Source organism: Thauera terpenica 58Eu, assembly GCF_000443165.1.
GTDB lineage: Bacteria > Pseudomonadota > Gammaproteobacteria > Burkholderiales > Rhodocyclaceae > Thauera > Thauera terpenica.
The window spans coordinates 40550-65514 of record NZ_ATJV01000046.1 but is presented as its reverse complement, the minus strand read 5'-3'; the positions used below and the strand labels follow the sequence as shown (position 1 = coordinate 65514).

The 24965-nt window shown below is 66.4% G+C and carries 25 protein-coding genes; 6 read left to right on the top strand and 19 right to left on the bottom strand.

Going from position 1 to position 24965, the window contains the following annotated elements; genetic code table 11:
- Window positions 1–78 precede the first annotated feature (78 nt).
- The 10 genes from fliO to fliF form a co-directional block, all read right to left on the bottom strand.
- Window positions 79–561 carry a flagellar biosynthetic protein FliO gene (gene fliO, locus M622_RS0120040; protein WP_021248636.1) on the bottom strand — a complete coding sequence of 161 codons (483 nt, stop codon included), beginning with the start codon at window positions 559–561 and terminating at the stop codon, window positions 79–81.
- Window positions 562–623: 62 nt separating this feature from the next.
- Window positions 624–1097 (bottom strand): flagellar motor switch protein FliN, encoded by a 474-nt coding sequence (gene fliN / locus M622_RS26565; RefSeq protein WP_021248635.1) that lies wholly within the window; start codon window positions 1095–1097, stop codon window positions 624–626.
- Window positions 1090–2103, bottom strand: a complete 1014-nt coding sequence (fliM, locus tag M622_RS26560) for a flagellar motor switch protein FliM (protein WP_021248634.1) — start codon at window positions 2101–2103, stop codon at window positions 1090–1092. Before fliM ends, fliN begins: the two co-directional genes overlap by 8 nt.
- A gap of 9 nt (window positions 2104–2112) precedes the next feature.
- Window positions 2113–2688 carry a flagellar basal body-associated FliL family protein gene (locus tag M622_RS26555; RefSeq protein WP_021248633.1) on the bottom strand — a complete coding sequence of 192 codons (576 nt, stop codon included), beginning with the start codon at window positions 2686–2688 and terminating at the stop codon, window positions 2113–2115.
- 93 nt (window positions 2689–2781) lie between these two features.
- Window positions 2782–4080: a flagellar hook-length control protein FliK gene (locus M622_RS26550; protein ID WP_031346510.1), complete on the bottom strand. Its 1299-nt coding sequence runs from the start codon at window positions 4078–4080 to the stop codon at window positions 2782–2784.
- Between the two features lie 100 nt (window positions 4081–4180).
- Window positions 4181–4636 carry a flagellar export protein FliJ gene (fliJ, locus tag M622_RS26545; protein ID WP_031346509.1) on the bottom strand — a complete coding sequence of 152 codons (456 nt, stop codon included), beginning with the start codon at window positions 4634–4636 and terminating at the stop codon, window positions 4181–4183.
- Window positions 4637–4737: 101 nt separating this feature from the next.
- Window positions 4738–6141, bottom strand: coding sequence for a flagellar protein export ATPase FliI (gene fliI, locus M622_RS26540; protein ID WP_021248630.1), 1404 nt, complete (start codon window positions 6139–6141; stop codon window positions 4738–4740).
- Complete coding sequence (locus tag M622_RS0120035) at window positions 6138–7103, bottom strand: flagellar assembly protein FliH (protein WP_052028688.1); 966 nt, start codon at window positions 7101–7103, stop codon at window positions 6138–6140. The genes fliI and M622_RS0120035 overlap by 4 nt, the downstream gene beginning before the upstream one ends.
- Window positions 7104–7127: 24 nt before the next feature.
- The gene (fliG, locus tag M622_RS26535) at window positions 7128–8129 is read right to left on the bottom strand and encodes a flagellar motor switch protein FliG (RefSeq protein ID WP_021248629.1); all 1002 of its coding nucleotides are present in this window, start codon (window positions 8127–8129) and stop codon (window positions 7128–7130) included.
- Window positions 8126–9847 (bottom strand): flagellar basal-body MS-ring/collar protein FliF, encoded by a 1722-nt coding sequence (fliF, locus tag M622_RS26530; protein ID WP_021248628.1) that lies wholly within the window; start codon window positions 9845–9847, stop codon window positions 8126–8128. The genes fliG and fliF overlap by 4 nt, the downstream gene beginning before the upstream one ends.
- A 184-nt stretch (window positions 9848–10031) precedes the next feature.
- Here fliF and M622_RS26525 point away from each other — a divergent pair, with 184 nt between their 5' ends.
- From M622_RS26525 to M622_RS26510, 4 genes are all read left to right on the top strand, one after another.
- The gene (locus M622_RS26525) at window positions 10032–11261 is read left to right on the top strand and encodes a sensor histidine kinase (RefSeq protein WP_021248627.1); all 1230 of its coding nucleotides are present in this window, start codon (window positions 10032–10034) and stop codon (window positions 11259–11261) included.
- Entirely contained in the window at window positions 11258–12688 is a 1431-nt protein-coding gene (locus M622_RS26520; protein WP_021248626.1) for a sigma-54-dependent transcriptional regulator, read from the top strand. The genes M622_RS26525 and M622_RS26520 overlap by 4 nt, the downstream gene beginning before the upstream one ends.
- Window positions 12689–12781: 93 nt before the next feature.
- A complete protein-coding gene (gene fliE / locus M622_RS26515) occupies window positions 12782–13105 on the top strand; it encodes a flagellar hook-basal body complex protein FliE (protein WP_021248625.1) in 324 nt (107 codons plus the stop codon).
- 161 nt (window positions 13106–13266) lie between these two features.
- A complete protein-coding gene (locus M622_RS26510) occupies window positions 13267–14556 on the top strand; it encodes a tyrosine-type recombinase/integrase (protein ID WP_021248624.1) in 1290 nt (429 codons plus the stop codon).
- A gap of 69 nt (window positions 14557–14625) precedes the next feature.
- Here M622_RS26510 and M622_RS26505 read toward each other — a convergent pair whose 3' ends face one another.
- Window positions 14626–15309: a LysR family substrate-binding domain-containing protein gene (locus M622_RS26505; RefSeq protein ID WP_021248623.1), complete on the bottom strand. Its 684-nt coding sequence runs from the start codon at window positions 15307–15309 to the stop codon at window positions 14626–14628.
- Between the two features lie 94 nt (window positions 15310–15403).
- On the opposite strand from M622_RS26505, the gene M622_RS26500 reads away from it, so the two are divergent.
- Window positions 15404–15703 carry a helix-turn-helix domain-containing protein gene (locus tag M622_RS26500; protein ID WP_021248622.1) on the top strand — a complete coding sequence of 100 codons (300 nt, stop codon included), beginning with the start codon at window positions 15404–15406 and terminating at the stop codon, window positions 15701–15703.
- Between the two features lie 137 nt (window positions 15704–15840).
- Here M622_RS26500 and mobH read toward each other — a convergent pair whose 3' ends face one another.
- From mobH to M622_RS26485, 3 genes are all read right to left on the bottom strand, one after another.
- Window positions 15841–17670 carry a MobH family relaxase gene (gene mobH / locus M622_RS26495; protein WP_021248621.1) on the bottom strand — a complete coding sequence of 610 codons (1830 nt, stop codon included), beginning with the start codon at window positions 17668–17670 and terminating at the stop codon, window positions 15841–15843.
- Window positions 17671–17872: 202 nt separating this feature from the next.
- On the bottom strand, window positions 17873–18793 hold the full coding sequence (locus tag M622_RS26490; protein WP_021248620.1) for a nucleotidyl transferase AbiEii/AbiGii toxin family protein: 921 nt from the start codon (window positions 18791–18793) through the stop codon (window positions 17873–17875).
- A complete protein-coding gene (locus M622_RS26485) occupies window positions 18786–19544 on the bottom strand; it encodes a type IV toxin-antitoxin system AbiEi family antitoxin domain-containing protein (RefSeq protein WP_031346503.1) in 759 nt (252 codons plus the stop codon). The genes M622_RS26490 and M622_RS26485 overlap by 8 nt, the downstream gene beginning before the upstream one ends.
- 229 nt (window positions 19545–19773) lie before the next feature.
- Here M622_RS26485 and M622_RS26480 point away from each other — a divergent pair, with 229 nt between their 5' ends.
- A complete protein-coding gene (locus M622_RS26480) occupies window positions 19774–20139 on the top strand; it encodes a DUF3742 family protein (protein WP_009521870.1) in 366 nt (121 codons plus the stop codon).
- Window positions 20140–20146: 7 nt separating this feature from the next.
- Here M622_RS26480 and M622_RS26475 read toward each other — a convergent pair whose 3' ends face one another.
- The 5 genes from M622_RS26475 to M622_RS26455 are packed head-to-tail and all read right to left on the bottom strand — an operon-like array spanning window position 20147 to window position 24843.
- A complete protein-coding gene (locus M622_RS26475) occupies window positions 20147–21670 on the bottom strand; it encodes a conjugal transfer protein TraG N-terminal domain-containing protein (protein ID WP_021248618.1) in 1524 nt (507 codons plus the stop codon).
- 15 nt (window positions 21671–21685) lie between these two features.
- Window positions 21686–22039 carry a hypothetical protein gene (locus M622_RS26470; RefSeq protein WP_021248617.1) on the bottom strand — a complete coding sequence of 118 codons (354 nt, stop codon included), beginning with the start codon at window positions 22037–22039 and terminating at the stop codon, window positions 21686–21688.
- Window positions 22036–23442 (bottom strand): integrating conjugative element protein, encoded by a 1407-nt coding sequence (locus M622_RS26465; protein ID WP_031346501.1) that lies wholly within the window; start codon window positions 23440–23442, stop codon window positions 22036–22038. Before M622_RS26465 ends, M622_RS26470 begins: the two co-directional genes overlap by 4 nt.
- A 10-nt stretch (window positions 23443–23452) precedes the next feature.
- Window positions 23453–24397: a TIGR03756 family integrating conjugative element protein gene (locus M622_RS26460; protein ID WP_021248615.1), complete on the bottom strand. Its 945-nt coding sequence runs from the start codon at window positions 24395–24397 to the stop codon at window positions 23453–23455.
- Window positions 24394–24843 carry a TIGR03757 family integrating conjugative element protein gene (locus M622_RS26455; RefSeq protein WP_031346499.1) on the bottom strand — a complete coding sequence of 150 codons (450 nt, stop codon included), beginning with the start codon at window positions 24841–24843 and terminating at the stop codon, window positions 24394–24396. The genes M622_RS26460 and M622_RS26455 overlap by 4 nt, the downstream gene beginning before the upstream one ends.
- Between the last annotated feature and the right edge of the window lie 122 nt (window positions 24844–24965).

The window sequence follows — 24965 nt, the reverse complement described above, 5'->3', positions numbered from 1 at the left end:
ATGGCAAGCCATGCGCCAGGGCGCAGCGCCGCCGCCAGCGCCAGGCGAATGCGCGCATGCAGGGCGGGGGCGAAGCGCTCAGCGCGCATTGCGGCGCTCCAGCGCGTGCTTGAGCCAGTTCGAAAAATTCGGCATGGACGGGCTGCCCGCGCCGCTCGTGCTGCTCGTGCCCAGGGTGGTGAGTGGCAATTCGTCGCCTTTCATCTCATGCAGCTTGGTGACGCTGCCCGGCGCTACGCCCAGCACCAGCACCTGTTCGCCCAGCTGTACCAGCACCACGCGCTCGCGCGGCCCGACCGCGGCTGCGCCCAGCACCTGGATGGCCGCCGCGCCGCCGCGCCGCGCGCTTAGGCGACGAATGATCCACAAGCAGCCAAACAGCAGTGCAATGACGAGCGCGAGCCCGAACAGCATCTGCACCAGGCTGCCCGCGAAGTCGGGCGCAGCCATGACTTCACCCACTGCAGCCGGGGCCGGGGTCGGAGTCGAAACAGGGGCTTGGGCAAACGTGCGGCCGATGGCGAACAAGGGCAGCAGCAGCAGGGAGCGCAGGGGGGGCACGGGGTGTCGGATGCTCGGTTGTGGGCTCGGCTGTGGGTTCAGTTGAAGACGCAGTTGCGGACTCAGTTGCGTATCTTGCGCATGCGCTCGGTCGGGCTGATGATGTCGGTGAGACGGATGCCGAACTTGTCATTCACCACCACCACCTCGCCTTGCGCGATCAGGGTGCCATTGACCAGCACGTCCATGGGTTCGCCGGCCAGGCCGTCGAGCTCGACCACCGAGCCATGGGCGAGCTGCAGCAGGTTGCGGATGGACAGCTTGGTGCGCCCCAGCTCCACGGTGATCTGTACCGGGATGTCGAGGATCATGTCGAAGTCATTGAGCGAGCCGGGCTTGCCGCCTGTGCCGCCGAAGTCCTCGAACAGCTCGCTCGCAGGGCGGGCCTGATAGGGCGAGTCGCCCATCGCCGCGGCCGCAAGTTCGGCTGCCACCCGATCGGCCTCGCTGTCGCCGCTCGCGCTCGCTTCGCTGACCGCCTGCTCCTGCATCGCTGCGGCCCAATCGTCGTCAGAGATCTGGTCTTCGTCAGCCATTGTGGCCTCCTTGAAGCTTGGGGTTGTCGGCTTCTTCGCCGCTGGCGAGGAAGCGCTCCACCCGAATCGCGTAGTTGCCGTTCTTCGTTCCCTGCCGGCATTCCAGCACGGGCACGCCGTCGACCTCGGCCTGCAGCAGTTCGGGGACGTTCAGTGGAATGACATCACCGACGCGCATGTCCACGATGTCGCGCAGGGTGACGCGCGCAGTGCCCAGTGTGCAGTGCAGATCGACTTCCGCGGTCTGCAGCTGGCGCGAGAGCAGCTTGATCCAGCGCCGATCCGAGGTCAGGTGGTCGCTCTGCATCGTCGAATACAGCAGCTCGCGGATGGGCTCGAGCATCGAGTAGGGAAAGCAGATGTGCATCTCCGCCTGCGCCCCGCCCAGCTCCAGCGCAAAGCTGGTGGCAATGACAATTTCGGAAGGGGTCGCGATGTTGGCGAACTGCGAATTCATCTCGGAGCGGAGGTAGTTGAAGTCAAGCTTGAACACCGGCGCCCAGGCCTTGCTGTATTCGGTGAACACCACATCGAGCAGGTTCTGGATGATGCGCTGCTCGGTCGGGGTGAAGTCGCGACCTTCAACCCGGGTGTGAAAGCGGCCATCGCCACCGAACATGTTGTCGACCACGAGAAAGACCAGGTTGGGCTCGAACACCACCAGGCCAGTGCCGCGCATCGGTTTCGCGGTGATCAGGTTGAGGTTGGTCGGCACCACCAGGTTGCGCACGAACTCGGCGTACTTCTGCACCTTGATCGGCCCCACCGAGACCTCGGCGTTGCGGTGCATGTAATTGAACAGGCCGATGCGGAAATAACGCGCAAAGCGCTCGTTGATGAGCTCCATGGTGGGCATGCGCCCACGCACGATGCGCTCCTGAGTGGCCAGGTTGTAGGGGCGCACCCCTTCGGTCGACACTTCCGCCGCCGCGGGTTCGTCGGACTCTCCGCTCACGCCCCTGAGCAGGGCGTCCACTTCTTCCTGGGAGAGAAAGTCCGAAGACATGGCGGCCTGCTACTGAACGATGAAGGAGTTGAACAGGGCGGCCTGGACCGGGCCGGTCGAGGTCGTGCGTCCCCTGGGGTCGACCTGTACCGGGAAGCCCAGCGCCGCATTGGTCTCATCGACAATGGTGGCGGCGAGGATCTCACGCCCCTCCGAGGTCGACAGTTCGGAAGGCAGTTTGCTCGACAGCATGAGATTGATGCGATGGCGGATCTCGGGCATGAAGCCCTTCAAGCCCTCGCCAATCTTCGCGTCGCTGACCCGCAACACCACCGCGACCTGCAGATAGTGGTCGCCCTCGTCGCCCCTCAGGTTCACCGTAAACGGGTCCAGCGGCACGAAAGTGGGGGGCTTGGACAGGTCGACGACGACCGCTGGTGGTGCGGCTGCTGCGGCGACGGCGCCATCGGCAGCCGCGGCCTCGTCATGACCCTTGTCCTTCTTCAGCAACAACAGCGCACCGATGCCGGCGACGATGATCAGCACCACGAGCAGCACGATGACGATGATCATCATCAGCTTGCCTTTTTTCTTCGGTGCCGCGCCGTCTTCGCTTGCTTCGGGCTTGGGTGGCGCTTTGGCCATGCGACTCTCCTGATTCCTGGGTTGGATTATCCCGGGTGGCCGCACACCTCCAAGCACCGAACAGTGGGCCAGAGTGGCCCCAATTCAATGACTTCAGGCGAAGGTGTCGACCATCCCGTCATGTTGTCGCAGCCACGTGCTGCGGCTTGCGCCCTCACTCGTGTCTGCGCTTGTCTCAGTGCCCCGGCCACTGCGTGCACCGTGCCTGCTGCCCTCACTGCCTGCGCCCTGTTCGCCAGAGGTGCTGACATTTGTCTGCCCCAGGCTGATGCCGGCTTGCTGCAGGATCTCGCGCAGGCGGGGCAGGGCTTGCTCCAGCGCGTCCCGTGCTGCCTGCGAGGAGGCCACGAACTGCGCAGTGGTCTGGTCGCCATTGAGGGTGATGGAGACCTCGAGTTTGCCCATGTTGGGTGGGGTCAGGACCAGCTCGGCCTTGCTCTCCGCGCGCCCCAGCATCCAGCGCACCTGATTGCCGACGTCTTCCGCCCAGGCTTCACGCCCCGCCGGAGTCGCCACCGGGAGCTGCAAGCCGCCTTGGCCAACACCGGCACCACGCTGGCCGACATGGGGCAGGCCAAGGTTCGTCAGTGTGTGCAAGCCGTCCGCGTCGCCCGCTTGCGCGGCGGCAAGCGCCTTGCCTTCGGACAGTAGGGTGCCGGCAGCGAGGTTGGCGCTTGAGCCAGGCATCACGTTACCAGCCAGCACAGCGGCAAAACCCGCTCCAGCCTGCCGTCCCCCGGCTTGCGAGCCTTTGCGCCCATCAGCCAGCAAGGTCGGCAGGAGGCCGGAATTCTGCAGGGATTTTTTCCTGCTGTCACCTGCCAGGACATCGGCGTGCCCGCTGTCTGCGGCAGGTTTTGCCGCATTTGCGGCCTGCAGTCCCGGCAATAGTGCGGCAATCAGTGCCGGCAAGTCTGTCGAGACCAAATTGGAATCAGCCGCCTCGGCCTTTTTGCCCGGCCGTGCCACTGACGACTCGGCATCCCTGACTTCAGCGCCTTGTCCGTCCTTGGCGTTCGCGTCTGCCGGGGAACCGGGCGGCTGGGCGGGCTGGGCGTCGTTTGTGCTCGATGAGGACTGCGGCTGCACCGTGCCGCCTGTGTCGTCGGACGCGCGAGGCTTTTCAGCTTGGGCTGTAGCGGCCTGTTCGCCGGGCGACGGTGGGCGATCGACTGCCGGCTCGGTCTGACGCACGGGCGCGGAGGGCGCTTGGGCTTGGGGCTGGGGCTCCGGGCGCAGTTGCTGCTGCAAGCTGCTCGAGAATGAGGATGAGCTCGTGCCTGGGGCGCCGATGCCGGCAAGCACATCGATACCCAGCCGCGCGGAGGGGTTCAGTTTGTTGTGGCGCTGGAAATCGTGCGCGAAACTGACCGGAGAGACGTTGGAGTTCATGTTGGCGAGCCTGTTGGGCGGTGCGATGAACTTCTTAAAGCAGAAGCCATGCCAGCCATCAATGCCCACTCTGCTTGCGCGGTGAAATACCCGAACTGCATCACTCGTCGTGTTGATCGTTGTCGTTCAAGCCACGGCGGGCAGCATGTTCGTCGGTCATCTTCTGTTCCTGGCGCGCTTCGGTCCTTGCAATCCCGGCCTGGTGGCGTTGCGCCAGGGTATCGAAGGCCTTGAGCTTGTTGCGCTGCTGCAGCCAGCCTTGCTGACCCTGCGAGGTCTGATGGCGGGACTGTTCGACGACCTTGCGCTGGGCGGCGATGGCGTCATCAAGGCGGCCAATGAAGGCGCTGTAGTTGCGCCAGGCGTCGGGGCTCAGACCGTCGCGCGCGGCCTGCACGAAGCGTTCGTTGTATTCGTGTCGATAGTCTTCGAGCATCTGCAGCTTCTGCTCCACATCGCGCTCGGCCGCGACGAGCTCACCCAGGCGGCGGGCAGCGTCGTCGGTGCGGGTCTGGGCGAGATCGAGAAGCGGCTGGAGATGAAAGCGAGCAGTCATGGGCGGGTAGTGTCGTTGTTCGGCATGGCGCCTGATCGTGTTCATCTTAGCCGCTCGGCTCAGGCTGTGGCAGCGCATCTGTCATGGCAGAGCGCAGCCTGTCACGTTGCGGCGGAGAATACCTGGGCGAGTTTTTGCAGGGCGCCCTCATAGGGCTCGCGCTCGTTGATGCCTTGTTGCAGGAAGCTCTCGAGGCGGGGGTAGAGCCTGACTGCGGTGTCCAGCACCGGGTCGCCGCCGGGCTGATAGGCACCGACCGCGATCAGGTCGCGCGAGCGCTGGTAGCGTGAGAAGAACTGCTTGAACTGGCGCACGACGCCGAAGTGGTCATCGCCCACCAGGTTGTGCATCGCCCGCGAGATCGACTGTTCGATGTCGATCGCGGGGTAATGGCCCTGATCGGCCAGACTGCGCGACAACACGAAGTGGCCGTCAAGGATCGCCCGCGCCGCGTCGGCAATGGGGTCCTGCTGGTCGTCGCCCTCGGCCAGCACGGTGTAGAAGGCGGTGATCGAGCCCCCGCCCTCGGGGCCGTTGCCGGCACGCTCGACCAGCGCCGGCAGGCGCGCGAACACGCTGGGGGGGTAGCCGCGTGTCACCGGCGGCTCGCCGATCGCCAGCGCGATCTCGCGCTGCGCCATGGCATAGCGCGTGAGCGAGTCCATGATCAGCAACACCTGCTTGCCCTGGTCACGAAAGTACTCGGCGATGGTGGTGGCGTAGGTCGCGCCCTGCATGCGCATGAGCGGGCTGCTGTCGGCCGGGGCAGCGACCACCACCGAGCGCGCCAGGCCTTCCGGCCCCAGGCTCTGGTCGATGAACTCCTTGACCTCGCGGCCACGCTCACCGATCAGGCCAACGACGATGACGTCGGCCTCGGTATAGCGCGCCATCATGCCGATGAGCACCGACTTGCCCACGCCCGAGCCGGCAAACAGGCCCAGGCGCTGGCCGCGGCCAACGGTGAGCAAGGCATTGATGGCGCGGATGCCGACATCGAGCGGCTGGGTGATCGGCGCGCGCGCCAGCGGGTTGATCGCGCGCCCTTGCAGTGAGCGCGTTTCCTGGGTGTGCAAGGGGCCGGCGCTGTCGAGCGGGCGGCCGGCGCCGTCGATCACGCGCCCCAGCAGCCCGTCACCCACCGGCAGGTGCTTGGCGCGGTCGGCTGCCCGGCGTCGCGGGCCGATGCGTTTGCCCGGCACCAGGCGCGGCACGCCCACGTCCATCGGCAGTACCTGTGCGCCGGGTGCCAGCCCGAACACGTCGTCGGTGGGCATCATGTAGATCTTTTCGCCATTGAAGCCGACCACCTCGGCCTCCACCGCGCCGCCGCCCGGCACCAGCACGCGGCAGCCCGAGCCCAGCGGCAGCTTCAGGCCTGATGCTTCCATCACCAGGCCGTTGATGCGCGTGAGCCGCCCGGAGACTTCGAACGGACTGGCGCTCTCGGCCAGGCGCTTGCCATCGGCGAGAAAGCTGCGCCACAGTTCGCCCTGCTGCGTCATGCGCGCTCCTCGTCCGCGTCCCCGGCTTCGTCCACAAGCTCGTTGCCGAACTCGTCTCCAGCGTCGTCCCCAGGGTCATCCCCCTCGGCCTGCGCCGGCTCATCGCTCACCGTGAAGCGGGCGTGTTCGCGGCCCAGCGACTCCAGCACCCGCCGCCAGCGCGTCTCCAGCGTGGCATCGACCTGGGCGCCGCCGGCGTCGACGCGACAGTCGCCGCGCACCAGGTTTACGTCTTCCTGCAGGCGGTGACCGCTGTGCGACAGCTGCTCGCCTGAGTGCTTGCGCACCAGCGCGAGGTCGTCGGGGTGAAGGTGAATGTGGGCATGGCCTTGTGGCAGTTGCTGCAAGGCCAGGCGAACGGTGTCGAGGATGGACTCCGGGTGCTGTGCCAGGGTCTCGCGCACCATCTGCCGCGCCAGCTCGATGGCCAGTGCCATCAGCTCCTCGGCCACCTCATGGTCGATGCCGGTCAGCGACTGTTCGAGCTGTTCGGCCAGCCCAGCCAGGCGGGTAGCTTCGGCTTCGGCCTGCGCCTTGCCTTCGGCATAACCCTGCTGACGGCCTGCGGCGTGGCCCTCGGCCCGGCCTTCCTGGCGACCTTCTTCCATGGCTGCCGCACGGATGTCCTCGTGCATGCGCTCGATGTCTGCAGCGGTGGGCAGCTTGAAGTCGGCGGGCAGCGCGCCATCGAAGGCATGGTCATCATCATCGGCGGTGGCGGGCGACGCCGCATCCTCTGCCAGCGATGGTGCGCGTGCCGAGGCGTGCGCTGAGCCCTCGGCACGCGCGTCGGCTGCATCCTGCAAGCCTGGCGCGGCGCTGGGCGGGGCAGGGGGCGGTGGCGCGTTCGGCTTGCGCAGGCCACGCCTGCTGCCTTCGTCGTCGCCGCCGTGCTCATCGTCAAAGTTGTCGGGCTCCCAGCGCTGATAGGCGCCGACGGCCTGATGGCGTGAAATGCTCATGGCGCGCCCTGCTTACGAGCGCGATCAAACGAAGCCATCGTCGCCGCCCTTGCTCGCCATCATGATCTGGCCTTCCTCGGCCAGGCGGCGAACGATCTTGAGGATCTCCTTCTGCTCGGCCTCGACCTCGGACAGGCGCACCGGCCCGCGCGACTCCAGGTCTTCGCGCAGCATCTCGGCGGCGCGGCTGGACATGTTCTTGAAGATCTTCTCGCGCAGTTCGGGTGCTGCGCCCTTCAGGGCCACGATCAGCGAGTCGGACTGCACTTCGCGCAGCACGGTCTGAATGCCACGGTCGTCGATGTCGAGCAGGTTCTCGAACACGAACATCTCGTCAAGAATCTTCTGCGCCAGCTCGGGGTCGTATTCGCGCACGTTGTCGATCACCGCGGTCTCGTGCGCCGAGCCGATGAAGTTGAGGATCTCGGCGGCGTGATGCACACCGCCCATGGCGGCCTTCTTCACCGTCGACGAGCCCGAGAGCATGCGCGTGAGCGAGTCGTTGAGCTCCTTCAGGGCGGAGGGCTGCACGCCGTCCAGCGTGGCGATGCGCAGCACCACGTCGTTGCGCAGGCGGTCGGGGAAGTGCTTGAGGATCTCGCCCGCCTGATCGTATTCGAGGTGTACCAGAATGGTGGCGACGATCTGTGGGTGTTCGTTCTTGATCAGGTCGGCCGCGGTCGCCGCATCCATCCACTTCAGGCTCTCGATGCCTGCCGTGTCCGATCCGGGCACCATGCGCGCCAGCAAGTGGTTGGCGCGGTCCGCACCCAGGGCCTTGACCAGCATCTGGCGCAGATGGTCCTCGTCAGCCTCGATCATGCGGCCCTTGCCGAAGTGCTGGATGACCTCGTCCAGCAGGGGTTCGACCGTGCTGCGCGCCTGCGGTGCCATGCTCGCCATCTTCATGCTGATGCGCTGCACCTCGCGCGGGCCGAGCTGCTTGAGCACCTCGGCGGCCTCATCCGGCCCCAGCGTCATCAGCAGCAGGGCCGTTTTTTCCAGGCCTTGTTCAGGTGTCGTCACTTGCGCCCTTCCTCATTCACCGCCATCCATTCCTTGATCAGGCCGGCGAGCACCTTGGGGTCGTTGCGCGCCATGTCGCGCGCGCGCTCGAGCTTGGCCTCGTAGGACTCCGCTTCCTCTCCCGACAAGGATACGGTGACTCCGTCCTCGCCTTCTTCGCCCTCTTCGCCGGTCGCGCCGGCAGTGCCGGGTTCTGCTTCGTCCTTGGCCTTCTTGTCCTTGGGCGGCACGACCGTGCGCAGCAAGGGGCGGATCACGCCGAAATAGGCAAAGAGGATGGCAATCAACACCAGCAACCAGTTCATGGCCTGGGTGCCGAGCTCAATCATCTCCGGGTCCTTCCACAGCGGCAAGACCACATCGCTGGGGTCGGCGGCGAAGGCGCCGCTGGCGACGTTGATGGTGTCGCCGCGATCGGCGTTATAGCCCACCGCTTCGCGCACCAGATTGGTGATGCGGTTGATCTCGTCGTCGCTCAGCGGCACTTCGGTGGGCTGGCCGTCGGGGCCGGGGATGCTGCGGCTATTGACCACCACCGCCACCGACAGGCGCTTGATCTGGCCCACCGCCTGCTTCACATGCTGAATGTTGCGATCGAGCTCGTAGTTGAGCACCGCGCTGCGATTGCTGCTGATCGCGCCTTGCGCGCCCTGGCCCGCCGCAGCGCCCACTGCCGGCGCGGTGAGCGGCGCGGTGGCCGGCACCGGCGGCTGGTTGGTGAGCGCACCGGGCACGCCCTGGGCGCCCGGCAGCGGGTTGATGGCCTCGGTGGTCTGCTGGCTGCGTATGGCCTGATCGGGCGAGGGGTTGGGCTTGTAGGTCTCGGCGGTGTTCTCGACCTGGTTGAAATCGACGTCGGCCGCCACCTGGGCGCCGAAATTGCCCTTGCCCACGAGCGGAACCAGGATGTTGTCGATGCGATCGATGAAGGCGTTTTCGAGCAGGCGTACATAATCGAGCTGGTTGGCGTTGAGCCCGGCACGCATCAAGGGATCGGCCTGCTCGGTCAGCAGCTTGCCGTTCTGGTCGATGATCTTGACGCCTTCGGCGTTCATGCGCGGCACGCTCGACGACACCAGGTGCACGATGCCGGCGACCTGGTTTTCGGCCAGCACGCGGCCCGCGCGCAGGTTCACCATCACCGACGCGGTCGGGCGCTGGTCGTCGCGCAGGAAGGCGGTCTGCTTGGGCATCGCCAGATGCACGCGCGCGCTGGCCACCGCGGCAATGGCCTGCACCGTGCGCGACAGCTCGCCTTCGAGGGCGCGCTGGTAGTTGATCTGTTCACTGAACTGCGAGATGCCCAGCTTTTGCCCGTCCATGAGCTCGAAACCCGCCAGACCGCCCTTGGGCAGGCCAGCCGCCGCCAGGCGCAGGCGGGTCTCATGGACCTGGGCCGGCGGCACCAGGATGGCGTTGCCCGTGGGTGACATGCGGTAGGGCACGTTCTGCTGCTGCAGGGCGGCGATGATCTGGCCGCCGTCGCGCTCGTCCAGATTGGAGAACAGCACCGCGTACTCGGGCGGACGGTTCCACATCAGCACGCCGGCGATGAGCGCAATCACCAGCGCGATGGCGGCGGCGCCAGCGAGTTTTTGTTGCTGCGACAGCTCCCTGATGTTTTGCAGAGTCTGTTGCAGGCGGGTCTGCACGCCTGGAGTCGCACTCTCTGCGTTCATTCCAGGGGACAGTTCAATGGTGTTTTCGGCGCTGGCCATGTCGGATGGTCCTGTGGCTTGCGGTGACTTCGACGGATGGCGGCATTGTCAGGCCCTGCAGACAAGTCCGATCAGGCGAACAGCGGCATTTTTTGCCGCCTGTTTGCCGGTTAACATGGCGCATGTCCTCACTAGAGTGCAAAGCGTGACTCGCGCCCCTATTTTTCCTGCCGATGCAGCTTCCGTGCCGCCCGCCGCTGCGCCCGCGGCGGTGGACGCGCCCGCTGCGCGCCTGGATGCCTCCCAGCTTGCCGAAGCCTTTGCGCTCTTCAGCCGCGCCTCCGAAGAGCTGTCGACCGCCTATGCCGCGCTGCAGCTGCAGGTCGGTCAGCTTACCGAACGCCTCACCGTGCTCATGGGCGCCTTGCCTGCCGCCGTCGTGGTGGTCAATCGTGCGGGCACGATCGTCCAGGTCAATCGTGCCGCCGAAGCCCTGATCGGCAAGGCGCTGGCCGGTGCACGCTGGCAACAGGTGGCGCAGCGGCTGCAGCCCACCGAAACGCCGGGTGAGCTGATGTTGACGCGTTCGCCTGGCGCTGATGCCGGCCACGCCGTGGTAGACGAGCCGCGCCGCCTGGCAGTGTCCGAGTCAGCGCTGGAGTCGGGTGAGGAGCGCATCATCTTGCTGCACGACATCACCGACACTCACCGCATGCGCCTCACCGCCGAACGCAACGAACGCCTGGCGGCGATGGGCGAGATGGTGGCCGGGCTGGCGCACCAGCTACGCACACCCCTGGCTGCAGCGCTGCTGTACACCGGCACCCTGCGCCAGCTGGACCTCGAGCCCGCACAGCGCAGCAAGGTGGCCGAGCGCGCGCTCGAGCGCCTGCGCTATCTGGAGCGCCTGATTCGCGACATGTTGCTGTTCGCCCGCGGTGACAGCGTGGGCCGACAGCGCTTTGCTGTGTGCGAGCTCGCCGCCGAACTCGCGCACACCCTCGAGCCGCTCGCCCGCGCCCGTCAGGTCGCCTTCGAGCTCGACTGCCAGCTCGGCGACAGCGAGCTGATGGGCGACCGCAAGGCGCTCGGCGGTGCGCTCACCAACCTGCTGGAAAACGCCATCCAGGTGAGCGCGCCGGGCAGCGTGGTGAGCTGGCAGATCGAGCCCGCAGCGGCCGGCGACAGCGGCCTGGGCGTGGCTGCGGTGCGCTTCGTGGTGCGCGACCGCGGTGCCGGCATCGCCGCCGAACTGCACGAACGTCTGTTCGAGCCCTTCTTCACCACCCGCGCCGATGGCACCGGTCTGGGCCTGGCCATCGCCCGTGGCGTCGCCCGCGCCCACGGCGGCGACATCACGCTGCGCTCGACGCCCGGGCAGGGCGCCACCTTCACCCTCAGTCTGCCGCTGGCGCTGGACGATGCCCAGGCCGGCCCTCCCGATGCCACTGACTCCACTCCCTTGCCGCCATGATCGAAAAACTCAACATCCTCGTCGTCGAGGACGATGACGCCCTGCGCGACGCGGTGTGCTTCACCCTCGAGCTCGCCCACCACGAGGTCACCGGCGTCGATGGTGGCCCGTCGGCACTGGTGGAACTGGAGCGCCAGCGCTTCAACCTCGTCATCACCGACTTGCGCATGCAGCCGATGGACGGTCTGCAGGTCTTGCACGAGATCCGTGCCCGTCAGCCGCAGCTGCCGGTGCTGCTGATGACCGCCTACGGCGACGTCGACAAGGCGGTGGCGGCGATGCGCGCTGGAGCCTGCGACTTTCTCATGAAGCCCTTCGAGCCCGAGCTGCTGCTCGAGAGCGTGCGCCGCTACGCTGCGCTGCCGCTGGCGGTGGAAGACACCATTGCCGAAGATCCGCACACGCTGAACCTGCTCGCGCTGGCCGCGCGCGTGGCCGACACCGACGCCACGGTGATGCTGTCGGGTGAGTCCGGCACCGGCAAGGAGGTGTTCGCGCGCTACATCCACAGCCACTCGCCGCGTGCCAAAGGGCCCTTCATCGCCATCAACTGCGCGGCCATTCCCGAGAATCTGCTCGAAGCCACCTTGTTCGGCTACGAGAAGGGCGCCTTCACCGGCGCACAGACGGCGCAGCCGGGCAAGTTCGAGCAAGCCCAGGGCGGCACCATCCTGCTCGACGAAATCTCCGAAATGCCGCTCGGCCTGCAAGCCAAGCTGCTGCGCGTGCTGCAGGAGCGTGAGGTGGAGCGCGTCGGCGGCAAGAAGCCGGTGGCGCTCGACATTCGCGTGCTCGCCACCAGCAACCGCGACATGCCGCAGGAGGTGGCGGCCGGGCGCTTTCGCGAGGACTTGTACTACCGCATCAATGTGTTTCCGCTGGAGATTCCGGCGCTGCGCGCGCGCCCCGGCGACATCGTGCCGCTCGCGCGCCACTTCCTCGCCCAGCACGCTGCACGGCTCAAGCGCCCGGCGCGCCTGTCCCCCGAGGCCGAGGCCTTGCTGCCCGGCTACGCCTGGCCAGGCAATGTGCGCGAGCTGGAAAACACCTTGCAGCGCATGCTGATCCTGAGCCAGGGCGAAGCGGTGAGCGCCGACACCGTGCGCCTGTGTCTGCCGCATTGGGATGGCAGCACGTCGAACCCGGCAAATTTTGCCGCCCACACGGCAAGGCCTGCCGTTGCACCGCCCCCGCCTGGCTTCCCGTCCGCTGCGAGTGCGCCCTTGTCGTCGTCAGCGCCGATGGCGCCGGCTTCAGCCGCCCCTGAACGCCCGGCCAACATGAAGGATCTTGAGCGCGAACATATTCTGGCGACGCTGCGCGAACTGGGCGGGTCGCGCAAGAAAACCGTTGAAAAGCTCGGAATCTCCGAACGCAGCCTGCGTTACAAGCTGCAGCAGTACCGCGCGGAGGGTTATGATGTGTGAGGCAAAGCACGCTGGCGCTGCATCTGGCATGCGGCTTGCTCTGCTTGACTGAACAATCAACACCCTACCTACACCCTAAGATCGGGGGCGAGCATGGACACCCGTGGAATTGACCAGATGTTGAGCGACCTGCGCTCGGTGTCGCAGGCTGCGCAAAACAAGCCCGTCGCTGCGACCGAGCAAGCCGCGGGCGGCGTCAATTTTGCCGACGTGCTCAACAATGCGCTCAAGGACGTGAGCGCGGCGCAGACCGAGGCGCGCGGCATGGCGCAGAGCTTTTCCGCCGGCGACCCCAACGTCAACCTGCAAGACGTGATGGTCGACCTGCAAAAAGCCAGCCTGTCCTTTCAGCAGATGGTGCAGGTCAGGAACCGGCTCGTCACCGCGTATCAGGACATCATGAATATGCCGGTCTGAGGACGTCCAGCGGGATCCGTGGATGTCTGGTGTTTTGCGCTAATTAACTGAAAAACAAAGAATTACGCCCTTGGGTCTTTCCAGGGGCGTTTTTGTTCGTCCATTGTATTCCGGCCCTTGTGTGGGTAAAGTTGTGGGTAAAGAACGGAAGAGATTCCGCCATGTCCGCACACACGCCGCTGACCATCCTGCTCGAGCTGTCCGAAGAGAACCGCCTGACCTCGGACGACTTCACTCGCGCATTGAACGCCGCAAAGGTGCGCGCCACGAAGCCGGGCACGGCACCCACCAAGTTCGCCGACGGGGGAGGGCTTACCCTCTACATCCCGCCGACGGGTGCGAAGGTCTGGCGCTACCGCTACCGCCTTGGGGGCAAGGAGCAGATCCTCACGGTCGGCGCCTATCCCGATGTCTCTCTCGAGCATGCCCGCATTGCCCATAGGGCGGCGCGCTGGCTCGTGGCGCGCGGCATTCACCCACTGAGCTACGCCGAGCATGAAGCAAGGCGCCGGGCGGCGGAGGCCCAAGCCTTCGATAAGCACACCTTCCAGGTGATTGCCGAGAAGTGGCAACAGGCCACCGCCGCGAACCTTGCTCCGCGGACCGTGGAACACCGCCGCGCCATGCTCGACAAGCACGTCATGCCCACGATCGGCGCAAGGTCGATCGGCTCCATCGCACGGAAAGAACTACACGCCATGCTCACCGAGCTTGACCAGGTGTCGCCGGTGACCGCGCGCCACTGTCGCGGCTACATCCGGCAGATCTTCGAGTACGCCGAGGATGCGGAATTGGTTGACGCGAACCCGACGCCGCGTGCTCGCGTGCTCGTGAACGCGACAAAGCGGTCCGAGCAGCCGCGCAAGGCGCTGCCGCTCAATCGCCTGGGGGAGTTCCTGAAGACCCTGGACGATGCGCCAGGGACCGATCCGACGACCAAGGCGGCGCTGCGACTGCTGGTGCTGACCTGGTGCCGCACGTCCGAAGTCACCGGCGCGCATTGGGAGGAGTTCGACCTGGAGACCGGGACGTGGGTCATTCCGGCCGAGCGCATGAAGGGCAGGGAGGCGCATCGCGTCTTCCTCAGCAGGCAGGCCGTCGCGCTGCTTCGTGGGTTGAGGGCGAAGGCGGCCGGCCCGGTATTCCCGAACCGCCGGCATCCGTCACAGCCGATGCATCGAATGACCCTGACCAACTGGCGCAAGCGCTGGGGATTCGCCGATGTGATGGAAGTCCATGGCCTGCGCGCCATGGCATCCACATGGGCGAACGAGTCGGGCAGGTACCGGCCGGACGTGATCGAGGTGGCACTTGCTCACAAGGAAGGGGACCGTGTACGGGCCGCGTACAACCGCGCCCGGTTCGGTGACGAGTTGCGGGCCTTGTGGCAGGACTGGGCGGATCTTTGCGACGAAAAGGTGGCTGCTGCCCGGTCTTGCAACGCGACGTGAACCGCGCCCGACGCCCTGAAGGTGGACCGTAAGCCGGTACGCACGGTGACGGCGCTGCAGCGGGTGGGGCTAGGCCGAATCCGGTGATGACTCACCGACCAGATCGCCCAGGTGCATCGCGCCGACGTGCATGGCGCGTCCGGCGAACCGGGATAAGCTGTCGTCGGCTTCGGCTTTCGGCCGCAGCAGGTAGGTGATCAACTGCGGCGACAGTCCGGCCAGCGGGCGCATCACCACGCCGAGCGGACGATGGGCCACGATCTGCGCGGCCGGCGCTAGGCCGGTGCCGAAGCCTGCAGCCACGAGGGTCATCATCAAGTCGGAGGATGCGACCCGCTCGGCCACGATGGGGGTGTCGGTGACGTCATGAAGGATGCAATCGACTTGCCGATGGATGCCCGCGCAGGCTGTCGGATCCCATAGCACCATCGGGTAGCGCAGCACCTCGGGCAACGGGACGTGCGTGTAGGCGAGGAGGGGAGAGCGCGCCGGCACTGCGAGCGCAAGCGGCTCCCGCCAGATGGGCTCGGCAGTCAATCCGCTGCGCTTCTCTCCAGATGTCGCTAACCCGACATCGTACAAGCCAGTCAGCAAGCCCTCGATTTGGCGACCAAGGATGGCTTCGGAGAGCGAAAGCTCAACGTCCGGCTCCTCGTTGCGTTGATGGGCCAGAAGACGAGCCAGTGGTGGCTGAACGCCGGCCTCACTGATGACAAGCCGGAGCTTGGAGGCGCCGGGAGCATGCGTCGACATTGGCATCGTCCAAGTGGATGATCTCCTGGAGATTAGCATTATTGAGTTAAATTTAACGTGGTTTAAGATGTGCTGATATTCGACGCTTCTGCCGATGCAGAAGCGTCCGATACAACGCGGCCGCCCGGCCGGTTCCACCTCTTTCGAAGCTGAGCCCGCCCTGGCCTTTGGCGCCGCCGTGCGGGAGGCCCGGACCGCTCAAGGGGTGGCCCAGGAGACGCTCGCGCACCGTGCCGGCATCGAACGATCCCACATGGGCAAGATCGAGCGCGGCGAGCACGTGCCGACTCTGGCCTTGATCATCCGGATCGCACGTGCGTTGGGGTGTAGCGCGACGGCGTTGGTGGAAGAGACCGAACGGAAACTCGGGGTGCCCGAGGGCGGGCGTGGATAGCCGCGCTTCCCGACGAATAGGGGCGTGCTGCCTCGGAGTTCGAGGACTGCGCGCCGGGGAGGTGTGAGCCGGCAATTCGCTGAACAGCGAATATTTCTGCTGATTCGAATATTCGACCAATGCGCTCCTCAGCCGACCTACCTGCTTTCCATTAGCTGTAAATACGGATTGTTCGCGGGCGTGGCTTCGAAGAGCACTTCAGGTGCCATCAGGAGGTAGCCGTGCAGACGCCGCGATTTGCGCGGCCCCGCCACCTCGCAGGTCCAGATGTTCAGGCCGTTGGGTTGTTTGCGGTGCAACTGCAGGCGTTCGAAGCGCTTCTGCACCCATTGCCAATCGGCAAGTTCAGCTTCCTTGGCCTGTTTCGCGAACATGGGGTGCTCCTGCGCGTAGCGCTGGAATACACCGGGGCTGACCAGGTAGGCGGTGTCGGCCACGGTGTGCACCAGCGCCTTGGCGTCGTTGATGATGAGCTTGCGGGTGTGGATGGCATGCCGCAGCCAGGCAATGAAATGCTCGCCGGAGGGTGCGATCGTGGGTGGGGTCATTACTTCTGAGACGATCGACGGCACGTCGGCAGGTGCGGACGCTGCTCCATGAGGTAGCGGAGCGGGCGGTTCGGTACCGGCGGAGGTGTCGGCTGAGGACGGGGCGTGCGGCGCTGGCGGCTCGCCAAGCATCTCCAGCAGGCCTGCGAGTGGGTCCGGCGGAACGATGCTGGATGTGACTGCCACGGGGGTAGTATCGACGGTGGCGGCCTCAGCGGTCACGGTGGCCGGCGCTGCAGGCGGTGGGCAAACCTCCGGCGATGCTTCGTCCTGTTCGATGTGCACCGTTCCTGCGAACGGCGCCGGCCGGTCGGCGGCATCCCAGATCATCGCTGGCGAGAGTTTCAGGAAGGTGAAGGCGTGCGACCAGCCGGCGTCGCTGGTGACGGTAGCCTTCCAGATCGCCTTGCCATCCGGCGTCGGTTGCACGATGCCGTGATCCTGCAACACGTTGAACACCGCCGTATTGTTCGCCGGGATGCCGTCGATGCCCTGCGACAGCAGATGTGCGCGCAGCTTGTCGGAGACGGTCTTGCTCACCAGCCACAAGGCGTCCTGGGTCAGCCAGCCGTCCGCCGGGCCGGCTTGGTTCAACTTGAATTCTCCCTTGAGCAGGTAGCGCAAGCCGTCGAGCAATTTGCGTTGCAGCGCATGCTTGGGGGCCGCCAGCGCCTTGCTGGGATCGCCGCCGAGTTCCTGGGCGACCGATGCCTGGTCGGCCTGCACGACCAGCTCGCCGAGCGTGCCGGCATGCTCGTACTGGCCGGCCAGTACGTACAGCAGCGCGGCCCAGAGGTCGGGATAGCCGCTGAGCCAGTCGAAGATGTCCCGATCGAGAAGGCGCACGTAGAGCAGCCCGGTGGCGGCGCTGTGCAGGCGGTATTCACGCTCCTTTCGGTAACGGAAGCGGTAGGGCTTTCGCAGCGGGCCGTGCCAGGGATGCCAGACGCTGCCGTCGGCATGTTCGACGTGCAGATCGACCGCAATCTTGCCGATGTCGTGCAGCAGGGCCGCGTAGGCCGTGCCTGCAGTCCAGGCTTCGGCCTGGGCCGCCTGTGCCTCCGGCGTGACGCCCGCAGGCAGCAGGTATGACTGCCGCAGCTTCAGCGCATAGGCGACGATCTCCAGGCCGTGGTCCAGCATGCCGCCCGGATAGGCGTGGTGGTGGTTCTCGGAGGCCGGGAACTGCTGGACCAGCTCGGCGTAGCGCTCCAGTGGGGCGAGGTAGAGCGTGGCGAACTGCCGGCGCGAGAGCGATGTGCGCTGCCAGATGTGTTCCAGCAGTTTCTGCCGGCGCGGCGTGGCCAGCAGCGATGCGGCCGACTCCGGCCGCATCGACCCTTTCGGAGTTTCGATGGCGGAGGTGGGCGGCGTGCCGGCGGCGGGTGGCACCCTTTTGCGCTGGAACAGCGAGAGCATGGCGAACCCCGGATGACGGGCTGCTCGGGGCGCCTTTTGGCCTTTTCAGGATAGGGCCTTTCCCCTTGGCGCCCTTCCTTTGCCCCTTCCCAGCCCTTTGGCCTTTGTCGGAAGCCTTTGGGTATAGGGCCGCTGCTTCGTGGATGCCACGATGAATGCGGCATGGGGCAATCCCGGCAAGTGGGGCGCTGCGGGATGTTCGTCAGCTCTGGCCCAAGCCGGTGTCGAGGGCGGCGGATTGCGCTGCGAAGTCGTCGGGACGGCGCTTGCGGAAGGTTTCGAGATTGGCGAGCTTCCAGCGCAGTGCCGGCAGTTGCGCGGCGTGCTGGCACCGCACCAGCGACCAGTCCGGTTCTGCGCGCGCCAGCCCGCTCAGAAACTGCTTGTGCGCGGTGCTCAGTCGCTGTGGCAGCTCGCGCCGCATCCTGGCGCGAGCATCAAGCAGTGTCTCCAGGGAGCAGTCCACTTCGGTCATGCCGACAAAGGCCCGCTCGTACTCGCCGGCGATGTCCTTGTCGTTGCCGAACAGCACTTCGTGGGGCGGCCGGTTGTGGCCCGCCAGATAGATCACGAAGCACTCGACCATGCCGTCGCTGATGTCGCCCGATTCGTAGAGCTGCCACACGTCGAACAGGTCGCGGGGGTGCTGCCGATCCAGCGCGGCCACCAGCTTGCTGGCGTACAGCTCGTCCGGTGCCAGAACCGGCAGCTCGAACTCGACGCCGAACAGATCGCTGGTCTTGGCGCTCAGCGGCCGCCGCTCGACGGGCAGCACGCTGCCTCGGAACACGACGTTGACCTCGATCTTCACCTGGCTGGCATCGTTCTCGACGATCAGCTTGGTGTCCCCCAGGTCCTTGGCGCGAACCAGGCGTGTCTGCACGCCCAGCGGTGCAAGGCGCGCGGCGATGGCGGCCAGCTCCTGGTTGATGGCTTGCAGCGCTTCGTCGCGCGGCGTCTGCCACGGGAGGTATACCACGTCGATGTCCACCGACAGGCGCGGCATGTCCCGCACGAAGAGGTTGATGGCCGTGCCGCCCTTCATGGCGAAGATGTCGTTGGCGAACACGTCGGGCGCGACGGCCAGCAGCAGGCGAACGGTGTCCGCGTAGGTCTTATCCATGAGGTCTCAGGCTCAGCAAGGTGCCGTCATCGAGCCGGCTCATCCAGCGCGTGTTGCTGCCGGTGCGAACCGGGTACTGCTCCAGCAGGGCATCGACATCCACGAGGCTGGTCTCGCGCGCCCAGGTGAGGAACAGGCGCACGGCCTTCACGCTGGCGCAGCAGGACAGCAGTTGTCCGAGCAAGTCCTTGCGGGGGGAACGCAGTCCATCGAAGATGTTGCGGGCCTCTTCGAGGCTCTGCTTGACGCCGGCTTCGTACAGCAGCTCCAGAACGGCACACTCGGAGGCAGCCACCCGCAGATCCTCGGGCAGGCCAGGCGGCGTGGTCAGGGTCTTGCTGGCCAGCGCCGTGTCCGGCCAGTCGAACAGGCGGGCGTGGACGTAGCGGGCCGGAAAGCGCGAGGTGAACCAGGCCGGCAACACGAAACGACCGTCGCCCCACAGCACCAGCGCCTCCCGGCTGCCCAGGTTGTGCCGCACACCCTGCAGGGCCAGGGCGCTCTTGCCGCCGACGTGCAGGCCGGGCACGCGCTGTTGCAGGAACTTCAGCGCACCGTAGACCCCGAATTCATCGTTCGGGAAGGCATAGACGCCATGGGCCAGGCGCACGAGCCACCCGCCGTCGGCATAGTGGGCGGCGAGCTGGGGCGACACCCCGAACTGGCTCAGGGTGGCAAGGTCGAACGGCGCCCCGCGGGGAAGTCCCGCCTGCAGCCGCTTGATTACCTGGTGCCTAGAATTTCCATCCATGCTATAAAAATAGCACGGAATCCAATCAGCCCCTAGAGCTATCGCAGGAATGTGCATGGAAAGTAGCATAAGGTTTGATTTATAGCGCAGAATCTAATCGACCTGCGCCCCGAGCCAACCCGGCTCTGCCGGACGCAACCCGCCCTCCTGATCGCGGTCTATGCTGGAGGGCAGGCCACGACCGGCCGCTCCGCGAGGTGAGGCACCACTGAAGCCGAGGCATATGAGCATGACCACCAACACGCACAACGGGCGCTGGAGCCACCGGCTGGGCCGGGGGGCTGGCCGTGCCTGGCGTGGATACCTGCGCCGCGAGCAGCGTGTCGCCGGCTGGCTGGTGACGCGCGGGGTGCCCGCGGGCGCGGCGACGGCGGTGCTCTGGATCGTCAAGCTCGCCGTGCTCGGTGCGCTGCTCTACTCCGCGTTCTGGCTGGCCCTGCTGCTTGCCTTTGCGGTGACTGCTGCATGGCTCGTGCAGCACGACGACTCTGATCAAGAGGAACCGCAACCCGAGTGGAGGGAAGGCCCCAACGGCTTCGGGCTTTATGACAAGAGCGACTGGCGCATCGACCCGCATGTGACCGACGACGACTGAACGGCGGTCACTTCTTCGATACGGCGCTCATTGCCATACCAGCGCCACGCCCCCCAGCGCCCTTGGCGTCCGAGGTGGCGGTGGACAACCCCTGCACGATATTTCCCGTGCGAACGCCTGCCCAAGCCAATGCCATGACCCAAAACGTCGGCAGCACGATGAACATCATCGCCATGACGAAGTTGAGCAGCATGTCGCCAAAGGCGTTGTTCAAGCCGATCAGCGGATCGAAGTTCGTGTGCGGCCTGTCGGCGCCAAACCCCCAGCCGTAGAGCGCGTCCAGGATCGTGCTGTCGATCCAGCGCGCGAGCTGGAACCAGAAGTCCACGAAGAACAGCGCGAACTGGACGCAGCTCACCGTCACCACCGTCTTCAGGTCGTAGGTGCCGATCAGCAGCACCAGCGGGATGCAGATGACGAGCGCCATCTTGAGCATCGTCAGCACCATCGGCAGCGCCTGGCGCACCACGTCCATCGCCGGAAAGAAGCCCAGCGAGCCAACGGTCATCCCCAGCTCGCTCGCGCCGCGCGTGACGATGTTCGGCAGCGTCTTGTCGATCTGGCCGCCGTAATCGGTGTAGACGGCGCCCTGGTTCATCTTCTGCTGCCGCGGTGAGACGACGGCGCGGATCACCGAGTCATTGACCTCGCTCTGCGACAGGAAGCCCACCCAGCGCCCGATGCGGGTCAGCAGGTCCGGGTCGACCTGTGCCAGCAGCCGGCTGCGCAGTCCCTGGCCGCCATCGGCCCACCACTGCCGGCAGGACGGATAGCCGCCGCCGCTGTCCACCTGTGCCAGCCCCGCATCGCGGGTCGCGTCGTAGGGCCAGGCCGTGCGTGGGGTCTTGGCGCGATAGGTGTCATAGAAGCCGGGCGTGTCGAGGAAGTAACTCGACCCGATCCAGGTGACGTCGTTCATCTGCTCGTCGGAGAGCGTTGGCCGGTTCATGAACAGCTTGGCGCGCGACGGCCCGTAGCAGTCGTGCGTGAAGTCGGCGACCTCCTGTGCCAGCACCGGATCGTCGATGCGCGTGGCATCGACTTCCATGCGAATCTGACGCAGGTCCGTGCCGCAGGGAATCGCCGCCACCGCGGAGCCCGTCACGGCTTTCGACAGCGCGTGCATGAAGAACCACCACACCGGCACCAGCGCGCTCTGGTCGTTGAGCGCCGTGTAGACGTTGGACCAGCCCGTGTCGTTGGGCAGCGGGACGCTGACCTGGCATTGCGCGGAGCGCGTGGTGTCGAACTTGATCGTGGCGAGATCCACCGGGATGAACGGGATGCCGGCGAACATGATGACCACGATCGCCACCCACACCCGGTTCTCGATGCGCATCGACGACAGCACGCCCTTGTTGCCCTCGTCCGCACCTTCGCTGCGCGCCTTGAGCCATTCCTGTATCACGATGGCCACGAACGGCAGCGCGAACACGCCGCTGGCCACGAGGATGCTCCAGATGCCGTTGTTGACCACCCAAGCAACCAGGGTCAGGTAATACTCCAGGTAGTCCGTGGTGTAGAGCGTCATGCCTGCCTCCCGGTCTCAGCCGTGCCGCAACAGTTGGCTGGCTTCCAGCGCGACCACGGCGATCACGGTCGCGACCTCCGTGCGCAGCAGGCGCTGATGCGTCTCGCGTGACGGCTCTCGCCGCAACAGGCGCCGACGCATCCACCACCAGCCGTAAGCCGTCGCTCCGTAGAGGCACAGCCGCCACACGAAGAAGTGGCCGGCATGCGCCTGCAGCCAGTGCTGCCAGCCCTCGACGCCGCCGACCACGTGGATGCCGGCGATGTTCACCGCCACCGCGGCGGCGGCCACCAGCAAGGTCCACAGCAGCGCCACGCCGACGCGGCGGTTGAACAGCCATGGCAGCCGCAGCCAGGCCAGCCGGCTCATGGCGTACCGCTCCGCGGCTTCTGGACTTCCCGCAGACGGTCGCGTGTGGTGTCGCCCTCGAAGACGCCGCGCGAACCGGCAGCGCGGGTGCTGTGGCGCTGGATGATCGCCATCGCCGAGTTGCCGGCCAGCGTGCGGCGCAGCTCCAGTTCGGTCTTGAGGTTGTTGATCTCCTGCTCCAGCGCGCTGTTCTCCTGGTCGACCGCCCGCACGGCCAGCTCGTTGGCAGCGACGTTCGGCTCCTTCTTGCCGGTGAGCAACGTGCGTTGCAGCAGCAGGGCCTTCTCCAGCACGCTGGACAGCGCCGCCTCGGACGCGAGGCGCCGGCCCAGCACGTCCTGGTCAGGTTCGTCACGCAGGGCCTCGATCACGCCGCGGGTGATCGGCAGCGAGCTGCTGCCGGCCGCGTCGAGATTGGCCGGCGTCGTCGGCCGGGCGCCCGTCACCAGTTCCTGCAGCGCCTGCAGCTTGGTCTCGTACTCTTCCTGGATCACTGGCGTGAGCCCGACGCCAGGCGTGGTCTGGGTCTTCGTGCAGTTTTCGCAGGTGCGTTGCTCGCGTTCGCCCAGAACTCGATTCGCAAAGGCCGCGGCCGCGCCAGGCGACGACCAGGTTTGGCAGGTCAGGCGGTTGCCGCAGGCGCTGCGCGCGATCGACGAGGTATCGGTGGCGCTGCGCCCGTTGAGCAGGTTGTAGCCCGCGCGCGTCACATCGCCGACCACCTTGATCGAACTCTGGCCAGAGCCACCCGCGTTGCCGCCGCCGACCCAGGGCACGCCGTTGTTCCCTTTGTTGGACTCGGCCTGCTCGATGGCGGAGACGGCGTCGGTGCTGCTGACCGCATCCCGCAGCGCCATCCCCTCGGCGAGCTGGTCCCAGCCGGCCTGGCCACCGGCCATGTCCGCCATGCGATTGGCGATGGCCCGGCAGGTCATCTTCGAGCGGTCGAAGTCCAGGCGCGCCTGGAGGATGCCGTTGGTCAGCAGGTTGTAGAGCCCCGGGTCGGCGCGCTGGATGATCAGCGCCGGCAGCGAGGCCACGGCGCTGGTGGCGTTCTGGATCACGTTGCTCATGATCGTCTGGAAGCCGTTGGTGATTCCGTTGAGCTGGTTCTGCAGCGTCGTGGTGATGCTCATGTCGCCGCAGATCAGGTTGCTGTTCCAGCCGACCCCCACACCGATGCCCTGCATGTTGCCGGCCCCACCCATCGACACGGCACGGCCGCCGCCGATGCTGTAGAGGACGTCATCGCCGATCACGCTGCCACTGACGTTCACGCCGTTGGGGTCGATGCGGGTCTGCGCCCAGGCGACGCCCGCCCCCAGCGTGATGGCTGCCACGAGCAGCGTGGCCCGCAGGAGCGGCATCGCGCAGCGCAGGAAGTCAGGGAGGGATGTGGTCATCGTGGGTTTCTCACATGAAATCGACGCTGCCGAGGAAGACCTGGCCACGACGCCGGCAGCAGGCGTACGGCCGCCACAAGGCCCAGGCGTAGTCGCCTTGCCGAGCCTGCACGCGGGTGCGGCTGTGCGGGAAGACCACGCAACTGTTCGAGAGCGTGGGCGTCAACTCCTGCCACTTGCCCGTGGAGGCGTCGGTCTCCATCAGCGCGCCGGCAGGCCAATAGCCGTCGCGCGCGCTTGCCAGTAGCGGCTGGTACACGTGAATCTGGTTGCGGCGCGTCACGATGTCGCCTGCGCGCTGCGCGACCACCGCGCCGCTCTTGTGGCCATCCGTCTGGTGCAGGAAGCCACCGCGGGGATACACGTTGCCCCAGAGGTTCAGGCCGGTGCGCGTACCGATCTCGCGCAGGCCGGGAACCAGCGCTTCCGGGTACGCCATCTCGGGGACGTTGTAGCGCCAGGCCAGCGTGTCGAGCGTGCTCAGCAGATACGGCATGAAAGCGGTGCCTGCACCTTCGCAGGTGTAGCCGGAAGTGCTGGCGAACTGGCGGAACACCATCCCGGCCGGATGGCCGACGACATCGGCGTTCTTGAACTTGGCGAGGTTGTTCTCGTTGTCGTGGCTGGTCGTGCCGTCACCGCCTGCCTTGGCGCTCGGGTTGGGCATGCTCATCGCCCTGACTTCCAGCCAGGGGTTTTCGCCGGTGTTCGAGTAGCTCGACACCACCGCATCGGGGACGTAGTGGCGCACCTTGACGGAAGTGCGCACCGAACAGCCGGATCGCCCGCAGTTCAGCCAGTAGCAAACACCCACCACGCGGTATTCCAGGCAGTCGCGGGACAGCGCCGACGAGACTATGGTGGCCGAGTCCAGGGCGAACGTAGACGTCGCCGCGCTCAGCAGCAGCGAGGCGACGGTCGCGTGCAGGCGCGAGGACGCCAACAGGCGGCTCACGGCCGCGTGCTCCGGTATGCGTCGATGCGTGCAACGGCGCGGGGAACGTCGGGCTCGCCGTAGACCACGTACTGCCGATCGACCACCACCGCGGGAATCCTGACGACCCCCAGCCCCCAGGCCTCCGCGACACCCTGATAGGCGTGGCCGATGCGTCGCTGCAGCGCCTCACCGCCGGCATGCAATCGTTGCCGCACCAGGGCCGCGGCCTGTCGCGGGTCGCTCGGCAGATGCGCCGCGAGTTCGCTCTCGATGCGCGCGGCCTGATCCAGCTCGATGACCCGCACCCCGGCCGAAGCCTGCACCGGGTGACGGCTGTCGGTGACGACGAGCACATCGGCCGCCGCCGCTATGGGACCGAGCAGCGCGGCGCACAATCCAGCGGTCACCCTGGCGGCCAGGGGGCGCCGCGAGGCGCCAGGAAGGTTGAGGGAATGAGCCGGCACGGCGCGCCTCCGCGGAGTCGATGCAGACTCGTAGTCGAACGCAATGCCCATCAGGGCGCGACAAGGAAACCGAAACCGCTCAGTCCCGATTTCCTGCGGAAGAACTAAAAGGAAGCGGGAGC